At 70.9% G+C, this 18922-nt stretch carries 20 protein-coding genes; all 20 read right to left on the reverse strand.

Features of this window, described 5'->3' with window-relative positions:
• Positions 1-8: 8 nt before the first annotated feature.
• Positions 9-437 carry an OB-fold domain-containing protein gene (locus KAG51_RS07080; RefSeq protein WP_290582066.1) on the reverse strand — a complete coding sequence of 143 codons (429 nt, stop codon included), beginning with the start codon at positions 435-437 and terminating at the stop codon, positions 9-11.
• Positions 434-1600: an acetyl-CoA acetyltransferase gene (locus KAG51_RS07085; protein ID WP_290582068.1), complete on the reverse strand. Its 1167-nt coding sequence runs from the start codon at positions 1598-1600 to the stop codon at positions 434-436. The genes KAG51_RS07080 and KAG51_RS07085 overlap by 4 nt, the downstream gene beginning before the upstream one ends.
• On the reverse strand, positions 1597-2031 hold the full coding sequence (locus KAG51_RS07090; protein ID WP_290582070.1) for a MaoC/PaaZ C-terminal domain-containing protein: 435 nt from the start codon (positions 2029-2031) through the stop codon (positions 1597-1599). The genes KAG51_RS07085 and KAG51_RS07090 overlap by 4 nt, the downstream gene beginning before the upstream one ends.
• A 77-nt stretch (positions 2032-2108) precedes the next feature.
• Positions 2109-2609 (reverse strand): MaoC family dehydratase N-terminal domain-containing protein, encoded by a 501-nt coding sequence (locus KAG51_RS07095; RefSeq protein ID WP_290582072.1) that lies wholly within the window; start codon positions 2607-2609, stop codon positions 2109-2111.
• On the reverse strand, positions 2606-3868 hold the full coding sequence (locus tag KAG51_RS07100; protein ID WP_290582074.1) for a Rid family hydrolase: 1263 nt from the start codon (positions 3866-3868) through the stop codon (positions 2606-2608). Before KAG51_RS07100 ends, KAG51_RS07095 begins: the two co-directional genes overlap by 4 nt.
• A complete protein-coding gene (locus KAG51_RS07105) occupies positions 3865-5247 on the reverse strand; it encodes an MmgE/PrpD family protein (RefSeq protein ID WP_290582076.1) in 1383 nt (460 codons plus the stop codon). The genes KAG51_RS07100 and KAG51_RS07105 overlap by 4 nt, the downstream gene beginning before the upstream one ends.
• Positions 5244-6491 carry a CoA transferase gene (locus tag KAG51_RS07110; protein WP_290582078.1) on the reverse strand — a complete coding sequence of 416 codons (1248 nt, stop codon included), beginning with the start codon at positions 6489-6491 and terminating at the stop codon, positions 5244-5246. Before KAG51_RS07110 ends, KAG51_RS07105 begins: the two co-directional genes overlap by 4 nt.
• On the reverse strand, positions 6488-7528 hold the full coding sequence (locus KAG51_RS07115; protein WP_290582080.1) for an LLM class flavin-dependent oxidoreductase: 1041 nt from the start codon (positions 7526-7528) through the stop codon (positions 6488-6490). The genes KAG51_RS07110 and KAG51_RS07115 overlap by 4 nt, the downstream gene beginning before the upstream one ends.
• The gene (locus tag KAG51_RS07120; RefSeq protein ID WP_290582082.1) at positions 7525-8070 is read right to left on the reverse strand and encodes a MaoC family dehydratase; all 546 of its coding nucleotides are present in this window, start codon (positions 8068-8070) and stop codon (positions 7525-7527) included. Before KAG51_RS07120 ends, KAG51_RS07115 begins: the two co-directional genes overlap by 4 nt.
• 138 nt (positions 8071-8208) lie before the next feature.
• Positions 8209-9000 carry a FadR/GntR family transcriptional regulator gene (locus KAG51_RS07125; RefSeq protein ID WP_290582084.1) on the reverse strand — a complete coding sequence of 264 codons (792 nt, stop codon included), beginning with the start codon at positions 8998-9000 and terminating at the stop codon, positions 8209-8211.
• 19 nt (positions 9001-9019) lie between these two features.
• Entirely contained in the window at positions 9020-10558 is a 1539-nt protein-coding gene (locus KAG51_RS07130) for an AMP-binding protein (RefSeq protein ID WP_290582086.1), read from the reverse strand.
• Complete coding sequence (locus KAG51_RS07135; protein ID WP_290582088.1) at positions 10555-10950, reverse strand: hypothetical protein; 396 nt, start codon at positions 10948-10950, stop codon at positions 10555-10557. Before KAG51_RS07135 ends, KAG51_RS07130 begins: the two co-directional genes overlap by 4 nt.
• 4 nt (positions 10951-10954) lie before the next feature.
• On the reverse strand, positions 10955-11761 hold the full coding sequence (locus KAG51_RS07140; protein ID WP_290582090.1) for an enoyl-CoA hydratase-related protein: 807 nt from the start codon (positions 11759-11761) through the stop codon (positions 10955-10957).
• Positions 11758-12588, reverse strand: a complete 831-nt coding sequence (locus KAG51_RS07145) for an alpha/beta hydrolase (RefSeq protein WP_290582092.1) — start codon at positions 12586-12588, stop codon at positions 11758-11760. The genes KAG51_RS07140 and KAG51_RS07145 overlap by 4 nt, the downstream gene beginning before the upstream one ends.
• Positions 12585-13439 (reverse strand): ABC transporter ATP-binding protein, encoded by an 855-nt coding sequence (locus tag KAG51_RS07150; RefSeq protein ID WP_290582094.1) that lies wholly within the window; start codon positions 13437-13439, stop codon positions 12585-12587. Before KAG51_RS07150 ends, KAG51_RS07145 begins: the two co-directional genes overlap by 4 nt.
• On the reverse strand, positions 13426-14244 hold the full coding sequence (locus KAG51_RS07155) for an ABC transporter ATP-binding protein (RefSeq protein ID WP_290582096.1): 819 nt from the start codon (positions 14242-14244) through the stop codon (positions 13426-13428). Before KAG51_RS07155 ends, KAG51_RS07150 begins: the two co-directional genes overlap by 14 nt.
• A gap of 10 nt (positions 14245-14254) precedes the next feature.
• Positions 14255-15133 carry an ABC transporter permease gene (locus tag KAG51_RS07160; protein WP_290582098.1) on the reverse strand — a complete coding sequence of 293 codons (879 nt, stop codon included), beginning with the start codon at positions 15131-15133 and terminating at the stop codon, positions 14255-14257.
• On the reverse strand, positions 15126-16190 hold the full coding sequence (locus tag KAG51_RS07165) for an ABC transporter permease (RefSeq protein WP_290582100.1): 1065 nt from the start codon (positions 16188-16190) through the stop codon (positions 15126-15128). Before KAG51_RS07165 ends, KAG51_RS07160 begins: the two co-directional genes overlap by 8 nt.
• Positions 16191-16194: 4 nt before the next feature.
• Positions 16195-17787, reverse strand: coding sequence for an ABC transporter substrate-binding protein (locus KAG51_RS07170; protein WP_290582102.1), 1593 nt, complete (start codon positions 17785-17787; stop codon positions 16195-16197).
• Positions 17788-18036: 249 nt separating this feature from the next.
• The gene (locus KAG51_RS07175; protein ID WP_290582104.1) at positions 18037-18861 is read right to left on the reverse strand and encodes an aspartate/glutamate racemase family protein; all 825 of its coding nucleotides are present in this window, start codon (positions 18859-18861) and stop codon (positions 18037-18039) included.
• Between the last annotated feature and the right edge of the window lie 61 nt (positions 18862-18922).

An 18922-nucleotide genomic window follows, 5' to 3' on the forward strand; every position in this document is an offset into this window, starting at 1 on the left:
TGCCTTCCTCAGGGTGTGGTGTTCGTGCGGTTCAGGGGCCGGAAGACCGGCAGGGCGCGACCGTCGGGCAGGTCCCACCAGGCCACCTCGACCGGGTCGTCGATCGCGACCTCCTGGTGGGGGTGGATCCGGGTCAGCAGGATCGGTCCCTCGGCCAGGCGGACACGGGCGATGGTGTACGGGGTCGCGAGATCGGGTCGCGGACCGCGGTGCACGACGGTGAAGGAGTCGACCTCGCCGGCGCCGGAGACGTCGACCTGACTCAGGCCGCCGAGGGTCCCGCACGCCAGGCAGACCGCACGGGGCGGGTGCTGCACGGCCGCGCAGCCGTCGCAGCGCTGCACCGTCAGCCGGTGCTCGCGGGTCGCGTCCCACCACGGTGCGGTGAGGTCGTCGGCGGCCGGGACGTCGGGCAGGTGCTGTGGCTGGTCAGTCATCGGTCGGCCCCCAGGACCACGGTCGCGTGCGTGGACAGGATGCCGCCGGTGCCGTGCGCGACCGCGATCTCGGCGTCCGGCACCTGCCGCGCGCCGGCCTCGCCCCGGACCTGGCGGACGGCCTCGACCAGGAGCAGGACCCCGTACTGGCCCGGGTGGCAGTACGACAGACCCCCGCCCGCGGTGTCGAGCGGGAGGGACCCGCCCGGGCGGATGCGGCCGCCGGCGATGAAGTCCAGGACCTCGCCCCGCCCACAGAACCCGAGCGCCTCGATGCTCAGCGCGGCCGTGATCGTGAACGAGTCGTAGACCTCCAGCACGTCGACGTCGGAGGGCGTGACGCCGGCGCGGGCGAAGGCGTCGGCACCGGACCCGACGGCACCCGTGCTCGTGAGGTCGCGCACCGCCGTCATCGAGGTGTTGGTCGTGCGTTCGCCGTAGCCGAGCACCCGGACGGCGGGCTTGGCCAGGTCGCGGGCCCGCTCGAGCGAGGTCAGCACGACCGCTCCGCCGCCGTCGGTCACGAGGCAGCAATCGGCCACCGTGAGGGGGCTGCTCACCAGGCGCGACGACGTGACGTCGGCGGCGGTGAGCGAGCCGGCCCGGTACCGATAGGCCGCGGGGTTGAGCAGGGCCCACTCGCGCGCGGCGACCGCGATCTCAGCCAGCTGCTCGTGCGTGCCCCCGAAGCGGTGCAGGTACTGCTGGGCCGCCATGGCGTAGTACGACAGCGGGAAGAGCGGGTCGTAGGGCGTCTCGAGCTGCGCCTCCGGGGTGTGGTCCTCGGTGACGCCGCCGAGCCTGCGGGAGGCGGCCGAGCGCTGGTTGGAGGCGAAGCTGATGACGACCGTGCTGGCCTGGCCGGACTCGATCGCCTGGGTCGCGCGGGCCACCATCATCTCGTAGGCCGACCCACCGGCGAAGGTCGAGTCGGTCCAGCGCGGCTCGAGCCCGAGGTGGTCGGCGACCTGGGTCGCCGAGAAGCGCGAGACGCCCGTCGTGGCGATGCCGTCGACGTCGGCGAGCGTGAGCCCGGCGTCGGCCAGGGCCCGGGTGATGGCCTGAGTCTGCAGCGTGAGGATCGAGAGGTTCGTGACCCCGAGGTCGGACTCCGCGACGCCGACGATCGCCGCCCCGGTCGCGGTGCTGGTGGTGGCGCTCATGGGCGACCGGTCCCGTCGGCGCGGCCGAGCAGCGCGCGGGCGGACGCGGGCTTGACCGCGAAGCGCTCGTCACGCCCGCCCGCGCCGAGCGTCGTGACGGTCATCGTGACGTCGACCCACGAGTCGTCCTCGGCCACAGCCGTGACCTCGCCCTCGCAGCGCACGCTCTCCCCGGCGAACATCAGGTTGCGGAAGGTGAAGTCGATGCGCTGCACGAAGCACTGCGGGCCGAGCCAGTCCTGCAGCATCTCGACGAGCAGCGCGCCGAAGACCTGGCCGTCGACGACCGGACCGGGCAGCTTCTTGGCCGCGACGTAGTCGGGGTCGTAGTGGCTCTGGTACCAGTCCCAGGTCGCGCCGGCGTAGGCGACCATGTCGGGCAGCGTGATCGTGCGCTCGAGCGGCGGGATCGTGGCGCCGACCTGGGGCACGGCAGGGGTGCCGGGCCCTGGGCGGCCTGATGGACCGGCAGGGGTGCCGGGCCCTGAGGGGCGAGAAGGTCCAGCGGTCATGATGCACCTCCGATCTCGACGTAGATGATGGTCTCGGTGTTCTCGGCGAGGAACTCGTCGTGCTGGTCGGTGTACGTGGCCCGTGACGTGACGATCAGCATCGCGGCGCCGGAGCCCGTGGTCTTCTCGACCACGTCGGTGATCTCCCACGTCGCGGTCACGACGTCCTCGGGGCGCAGGCGTCGTCCGAACACGTAGGAGTTGCCGCCGCGCACCTCCCGGGTGTCGGGGATCTGGATCCCCCAGCGGTGCCCGGCGTAGCCCTCGGCGTCCATCGGGAGCCCGGCGTACTGATTGGTCTCGCAGATCAACGTCGGCGGGGCGGTGACATCGGCGAGTCCCTGCTCCCGCGCGAACTGCGGATCGCGGTACAGCGGGTTGTCGTCGCCGATCGCCAGGCCGAAGTACCGGCCCGAGGCGGCACCGAACGGTTCCGGTGCCACGTAGACCCGCTGCTGCCCCACGAGGGCGCGGATCTCGTCGGTCAGCAGGCTCACGCCGCACCCCCGTCGCCGGCGGCCGGGTAGAGGGCCATGGGAAAGACCTCCAGCAGGAACTCGTCACGCAGCAGGGCCTTGCAGATCGCTCCCGTCGAGGCGGGCCACGGGGGTGACAGCAGACGCTCCCGCACCGGCGCGACGGCCCGGTACTCGGGGATGGCCGACTCGACGCAGTACTCGACGGTCTCGAGCAGGTCGGCCGGACCGAGCCCGGCGTGCGCGAGCAGCTCCAGGATCGCGCCGAAGGTGGCCTCCGCCTGGGCACCAATGTCGTCCGGGTGCAGCGCTTCCTGCGTCTCCATGTCCAGCGCGGCGAAGCCGGACATGAACAGCGTGCGACCGGCCTTCACGCCCGGCGAGTAGGTCAGGGTGTCGTACCGGGACCAGCCCGGGTTGACCACCTCGAGCGGGTGCCGGGAGGCCGTGACGTCCATCGCCACGAGCACCCCGGGCGCGTGGAGCCGGCTCATGAGGATGCCACCCGCGCCGGGGTAGACGCCGCCGCCGCCGAGGCGCTCCTTGCGCACGCGGTGCGAGCGCCGGTACTCGTCGCGCGTCTCGGGCGTGGAGTAGTCGTAGGTCGTCACGGCGTGGTCGAGCGAGAGGCCGGTGTCACGCAGCAGCGCGTCGGCGCGATCGAGGCAGTAGGCGTACTGGCCCACGAAGTCGCCCGGGGAGACGACGTCGCCGCGCTCGTCGAGCGGCACGATCGTGGGCAGGTAGACGGTGCCGTCGTGACCCTCGCGGACCGGCGAGGCCAACCAGGTGCCGGCGTCGCGGGCCTCGCTCGCGACACGCAGCTCGGTGCCGCCGCCCTTGACCGCGTGCAGCTCGACCTCGAGGAACGCCGTGCGTCGCACGAGCCGCTCGACCACGACCGTGCGCACGACGGGCTCGTGCTCGCCGAACAGCTCGCGGCGGACCGAGGCCGCGGCCTCGTAGTCGGCCAGGCCCGACAGGGTGACGTTCTCGGTGACCCGCGTGACGTCCTCGGGACCGAGGCCGGCGCCCGCGAGGATCGTGAGGACCTTCTCGTACGCGATGCGCGCCTGCCGCTCCATCGTGCCGCTGACCGTCATCTTGCCGACCTCGGCGTCGAACGCCGCCGACGTGTGGCCCGACGTCCACGCGGCGGTGTTGTTCGCCGCCCCGGGCCCGGCACCCCCGCCGAGGTCCTCGGACAGGCCGAGGCAGAACGTGAAGCCGTCGTAGGGGAACCAGGGGAACTCCGCGGGGCGGATGGCGTTGAGCGTCATGACGGACCTCCAGGGCCGGGGGCAGGGTGACAGGCGGCGTGGAGCGCTGCGACGAGCTCGTCCAGGCCGGGCTCGTCGGCGAGGTGCTCCACGCGGTCGGCGACGGCGCGGCCCTCGGGGCCGGCGTTGCCGAAGAACTTCTCGAGCAGCTGGGCGTCGGTCAGCGGGTGCGCGGTCGTCCCGGCGCTCCCGGCGACCGATCCGATCACCTCACGACCGTCGGACAGGCGGACGACGACCCGACCGGGGGCGTCGGCGGCGTGACCCGTCGGCGCCGTCACGTTCCAGGCGACACGGGCGGCGAGATCGGCGACCTCGCTCCGCGCGAGCGAGGCGGGCTCGTAGGTGGCCAGGCCGACGGTGCCGTCGAGGAGCATCGCGGCCGTGCTCCACGGCAGGGAGAACTTGGCGGCGTACGGGGAATGGGGGTGGGCCAGGTCGCGGTCGGGCGGACACACCGTGGGCGCCGAGTCAGGGTGTACGTCCGCGACGACCGACACGACGTCGGCGGCGCCGAAACCCTCGCGCGCGGCGACCTCGCGGACCGCGTCGAGCGTGACGTGCATGAGCTGGCAGGCGGGATACGGCTTGATCCCGATCCGCGTGGTCTCCCACCGCTCGCCCAGCCGCTCCACGACGCTGGCCGGGTCGGCCGGCACGCCTGACAGGGCGTCGTACAGACCGTGGGGCCCGTCGAGGACCGTCTCGGGGCCGCTCGCGCCGGCGGCGGCCAGACGCGCGGCCAGAATGCCGGCGTGCGAGGCCAGGCCGGGGTGCAGCTGCTTGGTGGAGGCTCCGGTGCCGAGGAAGGCGAGCAGGCCACCGGCCTGGCTCCCGGCGATGCCGAGGGCGTCGGTGGCCGTCGCGGCGTCCTGGCCGGTCAGGCGGGACGTGACGAGCGCCGAGGAGAAGACCCCGGCGACCATCGTCGCGTGCAGGCCACGGGTGTGGAAGCCGTGCGGGGCGGCCGCGGCGATGCGGCACACCGTCTCGTACCCGACGACCGCGGCGTCGAGGGCCTGCCGGCCCGTGGCTCCGACCTGCTGTCCGACGGCGAGGACCGCCGGGAGCACGACCGCGGTGGCGTGCACCAGGCCTCCGGCATGCGTGTCGTCGAAGTCGAGCGCGTGCACCAGCGCGCCCGTCGCGAGCGCCGCGGCCGGGGCGCCGATGCGCTCCTGGCTGCCGAGCGGCGCGGCCTCGGGAGGACCACCGAGGCCGGACGCGACCTCCAGCACCGCGTCGACGGCCCCGGAGCGGTGGCCCGCGACCGCGGCGCCGAACCCGTCGAGCAGGTGGCGCCGTGCGGCGGCATCGACTGCGGCGGGCACCTCGAGCGGGGCGGTCCCCCACTCGGCGAGCCGGCGCGCCGTCGTCATCGCGCGGCGGCCTCCGTCTCGGCAGTCGTGGGCTCGACCGGAGCCACGGCTCCGAACGCGCCGCGGCGTCGCAGCTCCTCCACCGCGTCCGCGTCGAGGTTCAGCACGTCGGCGGCGACCTCGTCGAGGTGCTCGCCGCGCTGCGGGGCGCGGCGGTACTCCGGGACGGTCGACCCGACACGCACGGGTGAGCCGAGCTGCTGCAGGGTGCCGTAGTGCGGGTGCTCGGTCTCCACGATCAGCTGGCGCGCCAGCGTGTGCGGATCGGTCAGCGCCGCCTCGACGTCGTTGATGGGGCCGCACGGGATCGAGGCCGCGTAGAGCTCGGGCAGCCAGTCGTCGACGGTGCGCTCGCGGAAGATGTCCTCCAGCAGGCCGACCAGCTCGGTCTGGTTCTCCCGGCGCGACGCGAACGAGGCGAAGGGCGAGTCCTGCTCGGCCCACTCCGGGTGCCCCACGACCTTCGCGAGACGCTGCCAGAACTTCTCCTTGGCGCACCCGACGACCATCCAGCCGTCCTTGGCCTCGAAGGCCTGGAACGGGACGAGCGAGGGGTGGGCCGAGTGGCTGGTGCGCACGGGCTCGAAGTCGGCGTTGAGCTTCCACGTGGCCAGGTACGCCAGCATCGTGACCGCGGTGTCGTACAGGCTCACGTCGCAGTCCATGCCCACGCCGTCACGGCGAGCCGCATGGACCCCGGCCAGCAGCGACATCGCGGCGACGAAGCCGCCGGAGTAGTCCACGAGCGACAACCCGCTCTTGGTCGGGGGACCGTCGGGCTCACCGGTCAGGTCCATCCACCCGGCCAGGCCCTGGAGCACGTAGTCGTAGCCGGGCTCGGTGGACCGGGGGCCGGTCATGCCGAAGCCGGTCAACGAGACGCACACGATCGCGGGGTTCAGGTGCTTGAGGTCGTCGTACATCAGCCGCATCTTGGCCGGCACGTCGCCGCGCAGGTTGGAGTAGACGACGTCGGAGACCTTGACGAGCTCCTCGAAGACCTCCCGGCCCGCCTCGCTCGTGAGGTCGAGCGAGAGGCTGCGCTTGTTGCGGTTGAACGTCTCGAAGAACAGCGAGTCCTCCCCCTCGGCGAAGGGTGGGACGTAGCGGCCGACGTCGCCGCCGACCCGCGGGTCCTCGATCTTGATGACCTCGGCGCCGAGGTCGGCCAGGTGGACCGTGCCGAACGGGCCGGCCCCGTACTGCTCGACCGCGATGATGCGGATGTCTTCCAGCGGCTTCATCGGTTCGCTCCCGTGAACTCGGCGATCATGTCGATGATCGCGTCCTGGGCGACGCGCGTGTCCTGCGCCGCGATGCCGTGCGTGGGCGGGCTGAGCTTGATCGAGTCAGCCACGCCGTCGTAGGCCGCGACGCGGGCGACGACCTCGTCGCGGGTGCCGCTCAGGGTCAGGGCGTCGACCATCTCGTCGCCGACGACGTCGGCGAGGTAGTCGGCGCCCGTGCCGGCCCGGAAGGTCTCGATGACCTTCTGCTGCCCCTCACCGATGCCGTGGAACTCGAACATCTCGACGTAGGAGCGCACCGTGGCGTAGAAGCCCACCAGCCCTGCGGCCCGGCGCCGGGCCACGGAGCCGTCGGCGTCGATCGAGCAGCACGCCGAGACGACGACGTCGAGGTCCTCGCGGTTCTTGCCCTCGGCCCGGTCGATCCCGGCCTGCAGGTCGGGCAGCAGACGCTCGGCGAGATAGGCCGGCGAGCACAGCTCGTGGCTGATCCAGCCGTCGCCGACCTGACCCGCCAGCCGCATCATGTACGGACCCATGGCCGCCAGGTACACCGGGATGTCGGGTCGGACGACCGGGAACGGACGCTCGTAGCCGCGGATGTGCATGGGCTCCCAGTCGCCCTCGGTCCGCATCGTCTCGCCCGTCGTGGCGGTCGACCAGAAGAGCCGGATGTTGCGCACGGTCTCGCGCATGTGCGGCACCGGCTTGCCGAACTCGACGTTGTGCCAGTCCTCGTTGAGACGCTGCACGCCCGAGCCGAGTCCCAGCACGAACCGGCCCCCGCTCATCTCGTCGAGGTCGAGCGCCTCCAGGGCCGTGACCATCGGGCTGCGGGTGAAGGCGAGCAGGATCGCGGTGCCGACCTTGGCGGTGCTGGTGCCGGCCGCGAGGGCCGCGGCCGTGATCGTCGCGCTGCGGTGGAGCTCGGAGGTCCACAGGACCTCGGCCCCCGCCTCCTCGGCGCGACGACCGGCCTCGACGACCTCGGCCAGCGTCTCGCCCCAGGGCTGGTAGGTGATGCGCAGACTCATCGGGAGGCCTCGCGCGCCGCCTCCGAGTCCAGCGAGAGCGGGATCTCGGCCTCGGGGAAGATGCCGTCGAGCTGCTCGGCACCGCGCTTGTACACGTAGAACGTGCGCTTGAACGAGCACACCTCGACGGCGTCCTGGTTCAGGGTGCGGGTGCGCACCGTGACGATTCCCGCGTGGGGCCGCGAGCCGGACTCACGCTTGTCGAGCACCAAGGACTCGCTGTACAGCGTGTCCCCGGAGAAGACCGGCTTGGTCATCTTGATGTCGTCCCACCCGAGGTTCGAGAAGGAGTTCTGCGTCAGGTCGGTGACGCTCTGGCCCACCGCGATCGCGAGGGTCAGCGTCGAGACGACGAGAGGCTTGCCGAACTCCGACTTGGCCGCCCACTCGGTGTTGAAGTGCATCTGAGCGGTGTTCATCGTGAGCAACGTGAACCAGGTGTTGTCAGCCTCGGTGACGGTCCGGCCGAGCGGGTGGCGATAGACGTCCCCGACCTCGAAGTCCTCGTAGAACCGACCGACCCAGCCCTGCTTGTGGCCCATGATTGCCTTCTTCCGTCCGACGTGGTGACCCCAGCATAAATGTCGGACGATTGACGGTCAAGATCCTCTCACACACTTTCGGAGAGTCTTCACGCCTGAAATGCGGTCACGTGATGACGCAGGCCGAAAAGTCTGACATCAGGGCGTGTGGGTGCGGTCCCGGTAGGTCCCCCGGAGGCGGACGAGGTGCTCACGCATCGCCTCCGCGGCCCGCTCGGGGTCACGGTCGGCGATCGCCTCGAGGATCTCCTCGTGGTCGTGGTCGACGTCGTCCCAGAAGCGGGGCTCGACGTCCGGGTCGAGGAACTTGGTCTGCAGGACCCGGAACACCGGTTCGGTGACGATCTCGAGGAGGGCGTTGCTCGAGCTCTGCAGCACGACCCCGTGGAAGTTGCGGTGCTCCTTGAAGCGCATGCCGCGGCCCCGCGAGATCTTCTCCCGCTCGACGGCCTCCCGCATGGCCTCCAGGTGGTGGGCCTCACGGCGCTCGGCCGCGAGCCGGGCGGCCGGGACCTCGAGGATCTCGCGGGCCTCCAGCATGTGCGCGACGGTGACGTCGTCGGTGCCCGACATGAGTCCCAGGCTGGTCTCGAGGTAGTCGCTGACCTGGCCGAGCTCGACGCGCCGCACGAACGTGCCGCCCGTCGTGCCGCGGGCGGTCTCGACCAGGTCACGGGAGGTCAGGACGCGCAGGGCCTCACGAACCGTGCTCCGGCTGACCCCGAAGATCGCCGACAGCTCGGTCTCGGAGGGCAGGCGGTCGCCCGCGGCGAGCGACCCGTCGAGGATGCGGTCCAGGAGCTGGTCGGCGACCTGCTGGTAGGCCGGACGCACACGGCTCACCGAGAGTCCGTCGCTCCCCCGTCCGCCGCCCGGACGATCGACGAGCCCCCGCCCCGGCGTGCTCGCCGAGATCGTGTCCTTGGCCATGCTTCCTCCTGGTGTCTCCTCAGCGCGAGGTCGGTGAGGACCGCGCGATGTAGTCCTCACGGATGTCTCGCTTGAGAATCTTCCCACTGGGATTGCGCGGAAGGTGCTCCACGACATGCCACTCCCGCGGGACCTTGTACTTGGCCACGCCAGCGCGCACGTGGTCCTCGACCCCGGTGACGTCGACCGTGACACCGCGACGCGCGACCACGAAAGCCGTCACCCGCTCACCGTAGACGTCGTCGGGCACGCCCACGACGGCCACGTCGTCGATGTGCGGGTGCTGCGCGACGACCTCCTCGATCTCGCGCGGGTAGATGTTGACCCCGCCCGCGATGATCATGTCCTTCTTGCGGTCGACGATCGAGATGAAGCCCTCCTCGTCGCGCACCGCGATGTCGCCGACCGTGATGAAGCCGTCCTCGGTCGTGGCCTCCCGGGTCGCCTCCTCGTTCTTGAGGTAGCCCTTCATGAGCATCGGCGACCGGGCGAAGAGCTCCCCGGGCTCCCCGGGCCCGACCTCCTGGCCGTCCTCACCGAGCAGGCGCACCTCGTTCATGAACCACGGGTGTCCGACGCTTCCGGGCTTGCGCAGCGAGTCCTCCGGACGCAGGTCCGTCACGACGGCACACTCGGTCGAGCCGTAGAGCTCGTGGATTCCCACCCCGGGGAACGCCTCGTGGACCCACTTCTTGAGCTCGATCGGCAGGGCCGCCGCGTTGAAGTACAAGGTGCGCAGCGCCGAGAGGTCGTACGCCGCCGCAGGCTCCTCGACCAGGCGCCGGATCTGCTGAGCGTGCGTCGGCACCAGGAACACCGTGCTCACCCGCTGCTCGGCCAGGCCCCGCAGGAACTGCTCGGGGTCCCACGAGCGCAGGACCGTGGTCGTGCCACCGAGCTGCGGCCCCGCGTAGGCGAAGGCAAAGCCGGCTCCGTGGTACAGCGGTGCGACGGCCATCGTCGACGTCGAGGGGCCGAGCCCGTACTCGATCGCGGAGGCGTAGTTGTTGAGGACCCGGCCGCGGTGCGTCAGCACGACGCCCTTCGGCAAGCCTGTCGTGCCGGAGGTGTAGGTGATGCAGAAGGGATCGGTCTCGGAGACAGCGACCCGGGGATCGACCGCATGGGCCCCGGCGAGGAACGTCTCGTAGTCCAGCCCTGCCTCGCCCTGGAAGGACAGCACCGTCGCGAGCTCGTCGACCAGGGTGCCGGCACGGTCGGCCAGGGTGTCGTCGAGGATCAGCGCCACGGCCTCGGAGTGCCCGACCACGTACGCGTTGTCGGGCGCGGCGTTCTTGGGGTTGAGCGGCACCATCGGCAGGCCGGCCTTGGCGAGCGCGGTCGCGACCTCGAAGTACTCCATGCGGTTCCCGGCGAGGACCGCGACGGGCTCGCCAGGCCTCAGACCACGCGCGAGCAACCCGGACGCGAGCCGGTTGGAACGGTCATCGAGCGCGGCGAACGTCAGGCGCCGGTCGCCGTCGATCACTGCGGTGCGGTGCGGGGTCGCGCGGCCGAACTCGCGGACGCCCGACGCCATGTTGAGCTGGGTGCTCACGGTGCCTCCTCGTGGGGGACGGAATTGACCAGCATCAGGACCTCGGCCGTCGCAAGGACGCCGTCGGCCCCGTCGATCGCGGTCCAGGTCCACTCCTGCAACGTCTTGCCCGAGCTCGTGGTCCGGCTCGCGCCCGGCGCCAGTCGGACCCGGACCGTGGTGCCTGCCACGACCATCGCGGCGAACGAGACCCGGCGGATCTCGACCATCGCGATCGCGTGGTCCAGCACCCCGGACTGCTCGACCAGACCGCCCATGAGCAGCAGCAGGCCCTGCCCGGGCAGAGGCCGCCCGGCGTCGGTCCGCTGGAACAGCGGGTGCGTGTAGCCGCCCGTCGACACGAGCGTCTCGATCGTCTCGGCGGTGACCTCGACCGCAGGCGTCGCGATCACCGGATCAGCGGAGGCCGGAAACATCGGCGTCCCCCCAGAACGGCTCGCGACGCTCCACGAACGCCGTGAATCCCTCAGCGTGGTCCGGGACCTCGGCCAGCAGTCGCTTGAACAGGGCCAGCTCGTGGTCCAGCCCCTCACGGAAGCCTCGCTCGCGAGCGTCGGTCAGCAGGTGCTTCGTGATCGCCATGACGGGCCGGGACTGGCCCCGCATCGAGCCGACGAACGCCTCCACAGCCGCGTCGAGCTCCTCGTACGGATGAGAGGCCAACGCCAGCCCCCACTGCACCATCGCGGGTCCGTCGAGCCAGGTCGGCGTGAGCATCAGGGCCTTGGCCCGCTGGTCGCCCAGCTTGCGCACGGCGCGCTGGCTCGCCCCGGCTCCCGGCGGCACGCCGAACGACACGTGCACGTCACCGACCTTCGCGTCCTCGGCGGCGATCACGATGTCGCACGCGAGGATCAGCTCGAAGCCGCCGGCCCGCGCCAGGCCGTCGACCTGCGCCACGACCGGGACCGGGAGGGACTCCAGGCGCAGCAGCGTCGCGTGGTACGACTCCAGGAACGGCACGAAGACGCCTGCCGGATCGCCGAAGCAGTCCGCCAGGAACGTGATGTCCATGCCGACACAGAAGGCCTTGCGGCCGGCTCCGCGGATCACGACCGCGCGCAGGGAGTGATCCTTCTCTGCGGCCTCGATCATGGTGTTGAGGCCAGCGATCGTGTGCGGCGTGAGGCTGTTGAGCGTGTCCTCGCCGTCCAGCAGCACGTGCATGATCTGGTCACGCACCTCGTAGGTCACGTCGGTCATGCAGGGGTCCTCTCAGGGGTCGCGCACTCCTGGGCGAAGGAGGCGAGGTGGTCGGCATAGGCCTGCGGCGCGCGCAGGTGCGGCTGCCCGACCAGGCCGGGCAGGATCTCGAGGCGGGCGTCGGCCGCCAGCTCGAGCGCGATCGGGTCGGCGAACGCGAGCATGTCGTGCTCGGCGTCCAGGAGCAGCACGGGTTGGGTCAGGGCCGCCAACGGGCCCGCGGGATCGTGGCGGAAGGCCGCCTGGTATCCCCAGTCGTACCGGTCCTTGACCCGCAGCACCTGGGTCACCGCCACGTGCAGCAGCTCCGGCGTCAGGTCGGGCCAGATCCGCCGGTACCGCTCCACGGCCCACGTGAACTGCGCACCCTCGGTGTCGGTCGGCACCGGAGGAGTCCACCCGGCGATGAACTCGGCTCGCTGCTCCTTCGTGAGCAGCGCGATGCCACTCAGCACGATCCCGGCGGTGTCAGGCACTGCGTGCGCGAGCTCGACCGCGAGCGACGCGCCGGTGTGGACACCGGCGAACACCGGGGACGTCATGCCCAGACCCGCAGCGGCCTCAGCGAGGACCGCCGCGTAGTCCGGGATCTCGAACCCGGCGGCTGGAGGCGGGCTCGAGGCCCCGTAGCCCGGGGTGTCGAACGCGACGACCCGGGCGCGCCCGGCCAGGGCGCGCACGACGTCGAGCCACACCTCCGAGGACAGCGGCGACTCGTGCAGCAGCCCGATCCACGGACCGGAGTCGCCGGCCGTGACGGCGTGCACCTGCCCCCAGGCGGTGTCGACATAGGTCCGCCGCAGGGCCGGCGTCTGCGCGGCGCTCATGCCGGCGCCTGCTGCGGGGGCGTCGCCCGGACGCTCGCATCGCCCTCGTACGCGCGGTACGCGTGCTTCTCCCGAGGATCGGCCGACAGCCGCGCCGACAGCAAGGTCTGCGTGTACGGGTGCTGCGGCGACCGGAACAGGTCGACGGTGGGCGCGGTCTCGACGATCTCGCCCAGGTACATCACGGCGATCCGGTCGCTGACCTTCTCCACGGTGTGCATGTCGTGCGACACGAACAGGTACGCCAGCCCGAGATCGGCCTGCAGCTGGGCGAGCAGCTCGAGGATCTGGGCCCGGATCGACAGGTCGAGCGAGGAGGTGGGCTCGTCGAGCACGACGAACTTCGGCTCCGAGACGACGGCACGGGCGACCCCGACGCGCTGCTGCTGACCGCCCGACAGCTCCCCCGGGAGTCGCGTCGCGACCTTGGCCGGCAGTCCGACGCGCTCGAGCACCTCGATCACGAGCTTCCGGATCTGCGCCGCTCCCAGGCCCTTGCGGTGGATCTGGAGCGGCTCGGCCACGATCGAGCCGATCGACATGCGAGGGTTCAGCGACTCGTACGGCTCCTGGAACACGATCTGCATCTCGGCCCGCTTGGCGCGCAGCTCGGACGGGGACAGACCGGCCAGGTCGACGCCGTCCATGCGCACCGAGCCCTCGTCGAGCTCGAGCAGACGCAGCACGGCTCGACCCAGCGTCGACTTGCCGGACCCGCTCTCCCCGATGATCGCGAGCGTCTCACCGGCCTCGACCTGGAGGCTGACCCCGCGCAGGGCCTGGACGGGATCGCCGCCGCGCTGGCGCGAGGCGAACGTCTTGCACGCGTTCTCGACCTCAAGCAGTGACATCGTGCAGCTCCTCACGCTTCGGCACCGAGTTGATCAGCTTCCGGGTGTACTCATGCTGCGGGTCGACCATGACCTCCATGACCGGGCCGTGCTCGACGACCTCGCCGTCGAGCATCACGACGACGCGCTGGGCGTACTGGGCGATGACCCCGAGGTCGTGCGTCACGAGCAGCATCGATCGCTGCTCGCTGCGCACCAGGCCCGAGATCAGGTCCATGATCTGCGCCTGGACCGTCGCGTCGAGACCCGTCGTGGGCTCGTCGGCGATGAGCAGCTGGGGCGAGAGCGTCGTGGCGAGGGCGATGACGACCCGCTGCGCCATGCCGCCGGACAGCTGGTGCGCGTACCCGTCGAGCACGCGGGCCGGGTTGACGATGCCGACACCGTCGAGCATCGCGTGCGCGATCTCGCGCGACTCCTTCTTGCCGACCTTGGTCCCGTGAGCCTTCTGCAGCTCGTAGAACTGCCGCTCGATCGAGTAGATCGGGTTGAGCGAGCCGAACGGATTCTGCGCGACGAAGCCGATCCGCCGTCCGCGGACCTCGCGCATCTTCTTGCGCGGAGTCGCCAGCAGGTCGCCGTAGCCGTCGAGCTCGATCATCTCGGCACCGACCTCGGCGTTCGGCGGGAGCAGGCCGAGGATCCCCTTGATCGTGGTCGACTTGCCGCAGCCGGACTCGCCGACGACGCCGAGGATCTCGCCCCGCCCCACGTGAAGGTCGACGCCCCGCACCGCGTTCACGGTGCCGTCGGGGGTCGCGATGTCGACCGTCAGGCCGCGGACGTCCAGGACCGTGTCACTCATCGGTAGCTCCTCATCGATAGGACCGTGCGGTGCGGTCGCCGATCGCGTCGGCGAGCTGGTTGAACGCCAGGACGCACAGCAGCACGGCCAGGCCGGGGAAGGTCGCGATCCACCACTCGCCCGACGACATGTTGCCGGCGCCGTCGCGGATCATCGATCCCCACGACGGCGTCGGTGCACTGACACCGACTCCCAGGAACGACAGCGAGGACAGGACCACGATGGAGTTGGCGATCGTGAGGGAGGTCTGCACCAGGATCACGCCCCACACGTTCGGCAGCAGGTGCCGGAAGATCAGACGGGGCGTCGAGGCGCCCATCGCCGTGGCGGCCTCGACGAAGCGGCTCTCCCGGATCGCGAGCACCTCACTGCGCAGGAGCCGCATGTACCGGGGAATGTTGAGCAGCGCGATCGCGACGACGACCATGTAGAGCTGGTTGCCCGACAGCGAGACCAGGGCGAGCGCCAGGATCAGCAGCGGGAAGGCCTGGAACGCGTCGAGGCCCCGCACCAGCCGCTGGCTGCCCTTGCCCTTGGTGCTGGCCGCGAGTCCGAGCGGTACGCCGATCACCAGGGCCACGGCCGTGCCGGCCAGGGCCAGGGAGAGGTCGATCTTGGCTGCCTCGATGACGCGGGAGAAGACGTCGCCGCCCGTGCCGTCGGTGCCGAACCAGTGCGTGCCGCTGGGCCCCTCGCGCGAGGCCGACCCGTCGGTGCCGCGGGGGTCGTACGGCAGCGGACCGAACAGGCTCCACAGGACCAGCACGACGATGAACGTCACGCCCAGCGCCGCGCCGGGGTGCTCCGCGACGAGCCGGCGCACGGTCGTCCAGCGTGACGCGGTCAGGCCCGGCTCACGGCGGCGGGCAGGGGCGGGTGACTCAGCCATGGGTGATCCTCGGGTCCAGGAGGCCGACGATGATGTCGAGCAGGGTGTACGTGACCAGGGTGATGGCGCCCGCGACCAGGACCATGCCCTGGACGACCGGGACGTCGAGGCGCAGGATCCCCTGCAGGGCCCACGTGCCGATGCCGTCCCACGCGAAGATCCGCTCGACGATCGCCTCGCCCCCGAGCAGGGCCGCGAAGATCACGCCGGCGTAGGTCACGATCGTGCCGCGCGCCTCGACGAAGGCGTACCGCAGCACGGTGCGCTCCGGCAGGCCCATGGCCCGGGCGAACTGGGCCTGCTGGGAGTTCAGGGCCTTGCCCACGGTCGACCGGGCGGTCTTCGCGAAGTACGCCGCGTAGACCAGGCCGAGCGTCAGCACCGGCAGGAACAGGTGGCTCACGGCCGACCAGAACGTGCCCATCTCCCCCGCGATCAGCGCGTCGATCGTGATGAACCCCGTGACCTTCTCGGGCCGCACGTCGCCGATGCCGATCTGGCCGGTGGGCGCTGGGGCCAGGCCCAGCACGAAGAACACGACGTAGATCAGGATCAGCGCGAGGAAGAAGTCGGGCACCGACTGGAACAGGCTGGTGCCGAAGCGACCGACCTTGTCCGGCCAGCGGCCGCGGAAGTAGGCGCCGGCCGCGCCGACCCCGACGCCCACGACGGCCGCGAAGACGACCGACAGGGCGATCAGGATCAGCGTCGCCGGCAACCGGTTGCCGATCTCGGAGGTGATCGACAGGTTCGTGTAGTAGGAGGTGCCCAGGTCGCCGCGCAGCAGTCCCCCGATGTAGTCGAGGTACTGCTGCCACAGCGACTGGTCCAGACCCAGGTCGGCGCGGATCGCGTCGATCTGGTCCTGGCTGGCGACCGGCCCAGCGATGAGCTCGGCCGGGTCTCCGGGGGTGACGCTGACCAGCAGGAAGGACAGCGTCACCACCCCGAAGAGCGCGACGAACAGGAAGAGCAGCCGAGACGCGACCAGCTTCAGGGGTCCGCTCGCACGCCGGGGCCGCGACGGCCCCCGGGTCGTGATCGTGCTCAGCGCCATCCTGCTACTCCTTCGTGAGCTTCTCGAACCGGAATCCACCCGACGTCAGCGGCTTGTAGCCACCGACCGAGTCGTTGATCCCGACGAGCGCGGGCACGTCGACCAGGTTGGCGATCGGCTCGTTGTCCGCCACGAGCTGCAGGCCCTCCTCGATCAGCGCGTCACGCTCCGGTCCCGGCGCCGTGCGCAGGGCCTCGAGGGCGATCTCGTCCAGTCGCGGGATGTTGATGCCCGAGGTGTTGAGGACGGACTTGCTGTTCAGGTAGAGGAACAGCCCGAAGCCGATGTCGGGCTGCGACGGGCGCTCGGTGTAGAGGAAGGACTGGTACTTCTTCCCCGACACGCCGGCCTGGAAGTCCGCGACCGCTGCGACGCCGTTGAGCGTCGCGTTCACGCCGACCTCGGCCAGATCGCTCTGGATCAGTCGCGCGATGTTCTCGGCGTACGGTCCGGGGCGCTCGGCGCTGAAGGCGATCTGCAGGTCGAAGCCGTCGGCGTACCCGGCCTCGGCGAGCAGGTCACGCGCCAGGTCCGGGTCGTACGTGCCGGTCTCGGGCTGGTCGTCGTAGAGCTGCGGCGACTGCGGGGTGTACGCCGGCTCGGCGTAGCCCTGGTAGATCGACTCGACGATCGCCTCACGGTCGACCGCGTGGCTCAGGGCCTGCCGCACGCGCGGGTCGCTGAGCGCCGGGTCGGTCGTGTTGAAGGTCCAGTTGTGCCGGAAGATGTCCGGTCCCTGGAAGATCGAGGTGTTGGCACCGTCCTCGATCGTCTGGAACTGGTCGATCGGCGGCTCCGAGATCATGTCGACCTCACCGGAGACGAGCAGCTGGGCCCGCGACGAGCCGTCGGGCACGGCGCGGATCACGATGTCGGTGTAGTCCGGCGCGTCGCCGTAGTACGTGTCGCTCGCCTTCAGGCGGACCTCGGTGCCCGGCTGGAAGCTGTCGATCACGTACGGACCGAAGCTCGCCGAGTGCGTGGCGAGCCACTCTGCGGCGTAGGGATCGGCGTCCGTGGCGTGCGTGGCCATCTCGGTCGAGTCCAGGATGCCCAGGATCGGGTACGCCAGGATCGTCAGCGCCTGCGCGGACGGGGCCGTGAGGTTGTACGTGAAGGTGTAGTCGTCGACCTTGGTGACCGGCGACTCGACGTCCACGTTCGAGGTCGGCAGCAGGATGCTCGACTGCAGCGTCTTGGGGTCGGAGGTCATGCGCTCGAAGGAGTACACGACGTCGTCGGCCGTCAGCTCGTTGCCGTACTCGCTCATGACGCCCTCGCGCAGCGTGAACGTGTAGGTCAGGCCGTCCTCGCTGGTCTCGTACGACTCCGCCAGACCAGGCTCGAGATCGTCGAGCGCGACGATCGAGTCCTCGTCGACGTCGATGTCGTACGCCAGCAGGGTGCCCATGTGGGCGTGGCCGAGGTAGACGTCCGGGTTGCCGCCGTACAGGTTGGGATCCAGCTCCGACGGCGTGGAGGTCCACGCAATGGTGAGGCTGCTGTCCCCATCACCGCCGCTGCCGGACCCGCCCCCACAGGCCGCCAGGGCGAGCAGGGCGAGGGAGGCGACGGCGACCCCGGCCCTTCGCGTCAATGTCGAGCGCATAACTGCTCCGATCCATGTGATGAGCGCCACAAGTGGCTAATGTCAGACATAAACATATGCACCCGCGGTTCGGGATGCAATACATGACCATGACAATCTTGTAACGAATCGTCCGACGATGGCCCTGAGGCGATCAAAGCCTGGAAAACGGGCACATCTGCCCCACTTCGCGGCGCCTCGACGGCGGCGGCGCGGGGCGACACGCAAACATCGGACATTTCGGGTCTAGCTCCTGCGTCACCCGGCGGGGGTGAAGACGCAGACCTCGCAGTCGTCGGTCGGGACGACCGCGTTCTCGACGTCGCCGTCGACCCACGCGTCCAGGATCGACGTGACGGTACCCCGCCGGTCGCTCACGACCGCCGGCACCGAGACCGGGACGCTCAGGGCGTCGAACGCGGCCTGGAGCCCGATGCGGGAGGGCTCGAGCACGTGCAGGCCCGTGCGCTCGGCCAGCTGCTCGGCGACCGACCACATGCACGTGCAGCCCATCAGGATCGTGTCGGCGCCGTCGACCCGCGCCGCCTCGCGGCACGCGTCCGCGAGGCGGTCGAGCAGATCGGACTCCCCACGGTTCATCCGTGCCTTGACGCTGGCGCCCGTGCCGACCAGGTCGAGCTCGGACTCCGGGGAGAAGTGGTGGACCCCGCGGACCAGGTCGCCGCCCCGGCAGCTCGCCAGCCGGTCGTCGTAGAGGTAGGCCATCGAGGCCGGCCAGACCGTGACGATGCTGGCGGGTCGGCCGCGGTCGGCCACTGCGGCGAGCGCCGCCTCGCCCGCGCCGACCACGGGCACCGGGGACACCGCCCGGAGCCGGTCGATCCCGTAGTCGCCGAAGGTGTCGATGTAGACGACGTCGGCCCCTGCGTCCAGGGCGGCCTCCCCCGCGTCGACCGTCGAGAGCTCGGCCACGAGGTGCTCGTACGGCGTGCGCGCCAGCAGGCGGACGCGCAGCTCACGCAGCTCGATCCGCGTCCCGTCCGGCACCGGCAGCGGCGGCGCGATCTTGCCGTCGGAGTTGATCATGGCCACGGTGCGGGGGGCGGCGTCGGGCTGGGTCACGGGGTCTCCTCGGACGATCGACCGGGTTGCTGCTTATGTCTGACAACAGGCTAGACAGCCT

The sequence above is a fragment of the Aeromicrobium sp. genome (assembly GCF_023146395.1).
In the GTDB taxonomy this organism is placed as follows: domain Bacteria; phylum Actinomycetota; class Actinomycetes; order Propionibacteriales; family Nocardioidaceae; genus Aeromicrobium.

Coding starts and splice junctions, on each gene's coding strand:
- KAG51_RS07080 (WP_290582066.1), bottom strand. CDS start 437: ATGACTGACCAGCCACAGCACCTGCCCGACGTCCCGGCCGCCGACGAC.
- KAG51_RS07085 (WP_290582068.1), bottom strand. CDS start 1,600: ATGAGCGCCACCACCAGCACCGCGACCGGGGCGGCGATCGTCGGCGTC.
- KAG51_RS07100 (WP_290582074.1), bottom strand. CDS start 3,868: ATGACGCTCAACGCCATCCGCCCCGCGGAGTTCCCCTGGTTCCCCTAC.
- KAG51_RS07105 (WP_290582076.1), bottom strand. CDS start 5,247: ATGACGACGGCGCGCCGGCTCGCCGAGTGGGGGACCGCCCCGCTCGAG.
- KAG51_RS07110 (WP_290582078.1), bottom strand. CDS start 6,491: ATGAAGCCGCTGGAAGACATCCGCATCATCGCGGTCGAGCAGTACGGG.
- KAG51_RS07115 (WP_290582080.1), bottom strand. CDS start 7,528: ATGAGTCTGCGCATCACCTACCAGCCCTGGGGCGAGACGCTGGCCGAG.
- KAG51_RS07120 (WP_290582082.1), bottom strand. CDS start 8,070: ATGGGCCACAAGCAGGGCTGGGTCGGTCGGTTCTACGAGGACTTCGAG.
- KAG51_RS07125 (WP_290582084.1), bottom strand. CDS start 9,000: ATGGCCAAGGACACGATCTCGGCGAGCACGCCGGGGCGGGGGCTCGTC.
- KAG51_RS07140 (WP_290582090.1), bottom strand. CDS start 11,761: ATGACCGACGTGACCTACGAGGTGCGTGACCAGATCATGCACGTGCTG.
- KAG51_RS07145 (WP_290582092.1), bottom strand. CDS start 12,588: ATGAGCGCCGCGCAGACGCCGGCCCTGCGGCGGACCTATGTCGACACC.
- KAG51_RS07150 (WP_290582094.1), bottom strand. CDS start 13,439: ATGTCACTGCTTGAGGTCGAGAACGCGTGCAAGACGTTCGCCTCGCGC.
- KAG51_RS07155 (WP_290582096.1), bottom strand. CDS start 14,244: ATGAGTGACACGGTCCTGGACGTCCGCGGCCTGACGGTCGACATCGCG.
- KAG51_RS07160 (WP_290582098.1), bottom strand. CDS start 15,133: ATGGCTGAGTCACCCGCCCCTGCCCGCCGCCGTGAGCCGGGCCTGACC.
- KAG51_RS07165 (WP_290582100.1), bottom strand. CDS start 16,190: ATGGCGCTGAGCACGATCACGACCCGGGGGCCGTCGCGGCCCCGGCGT.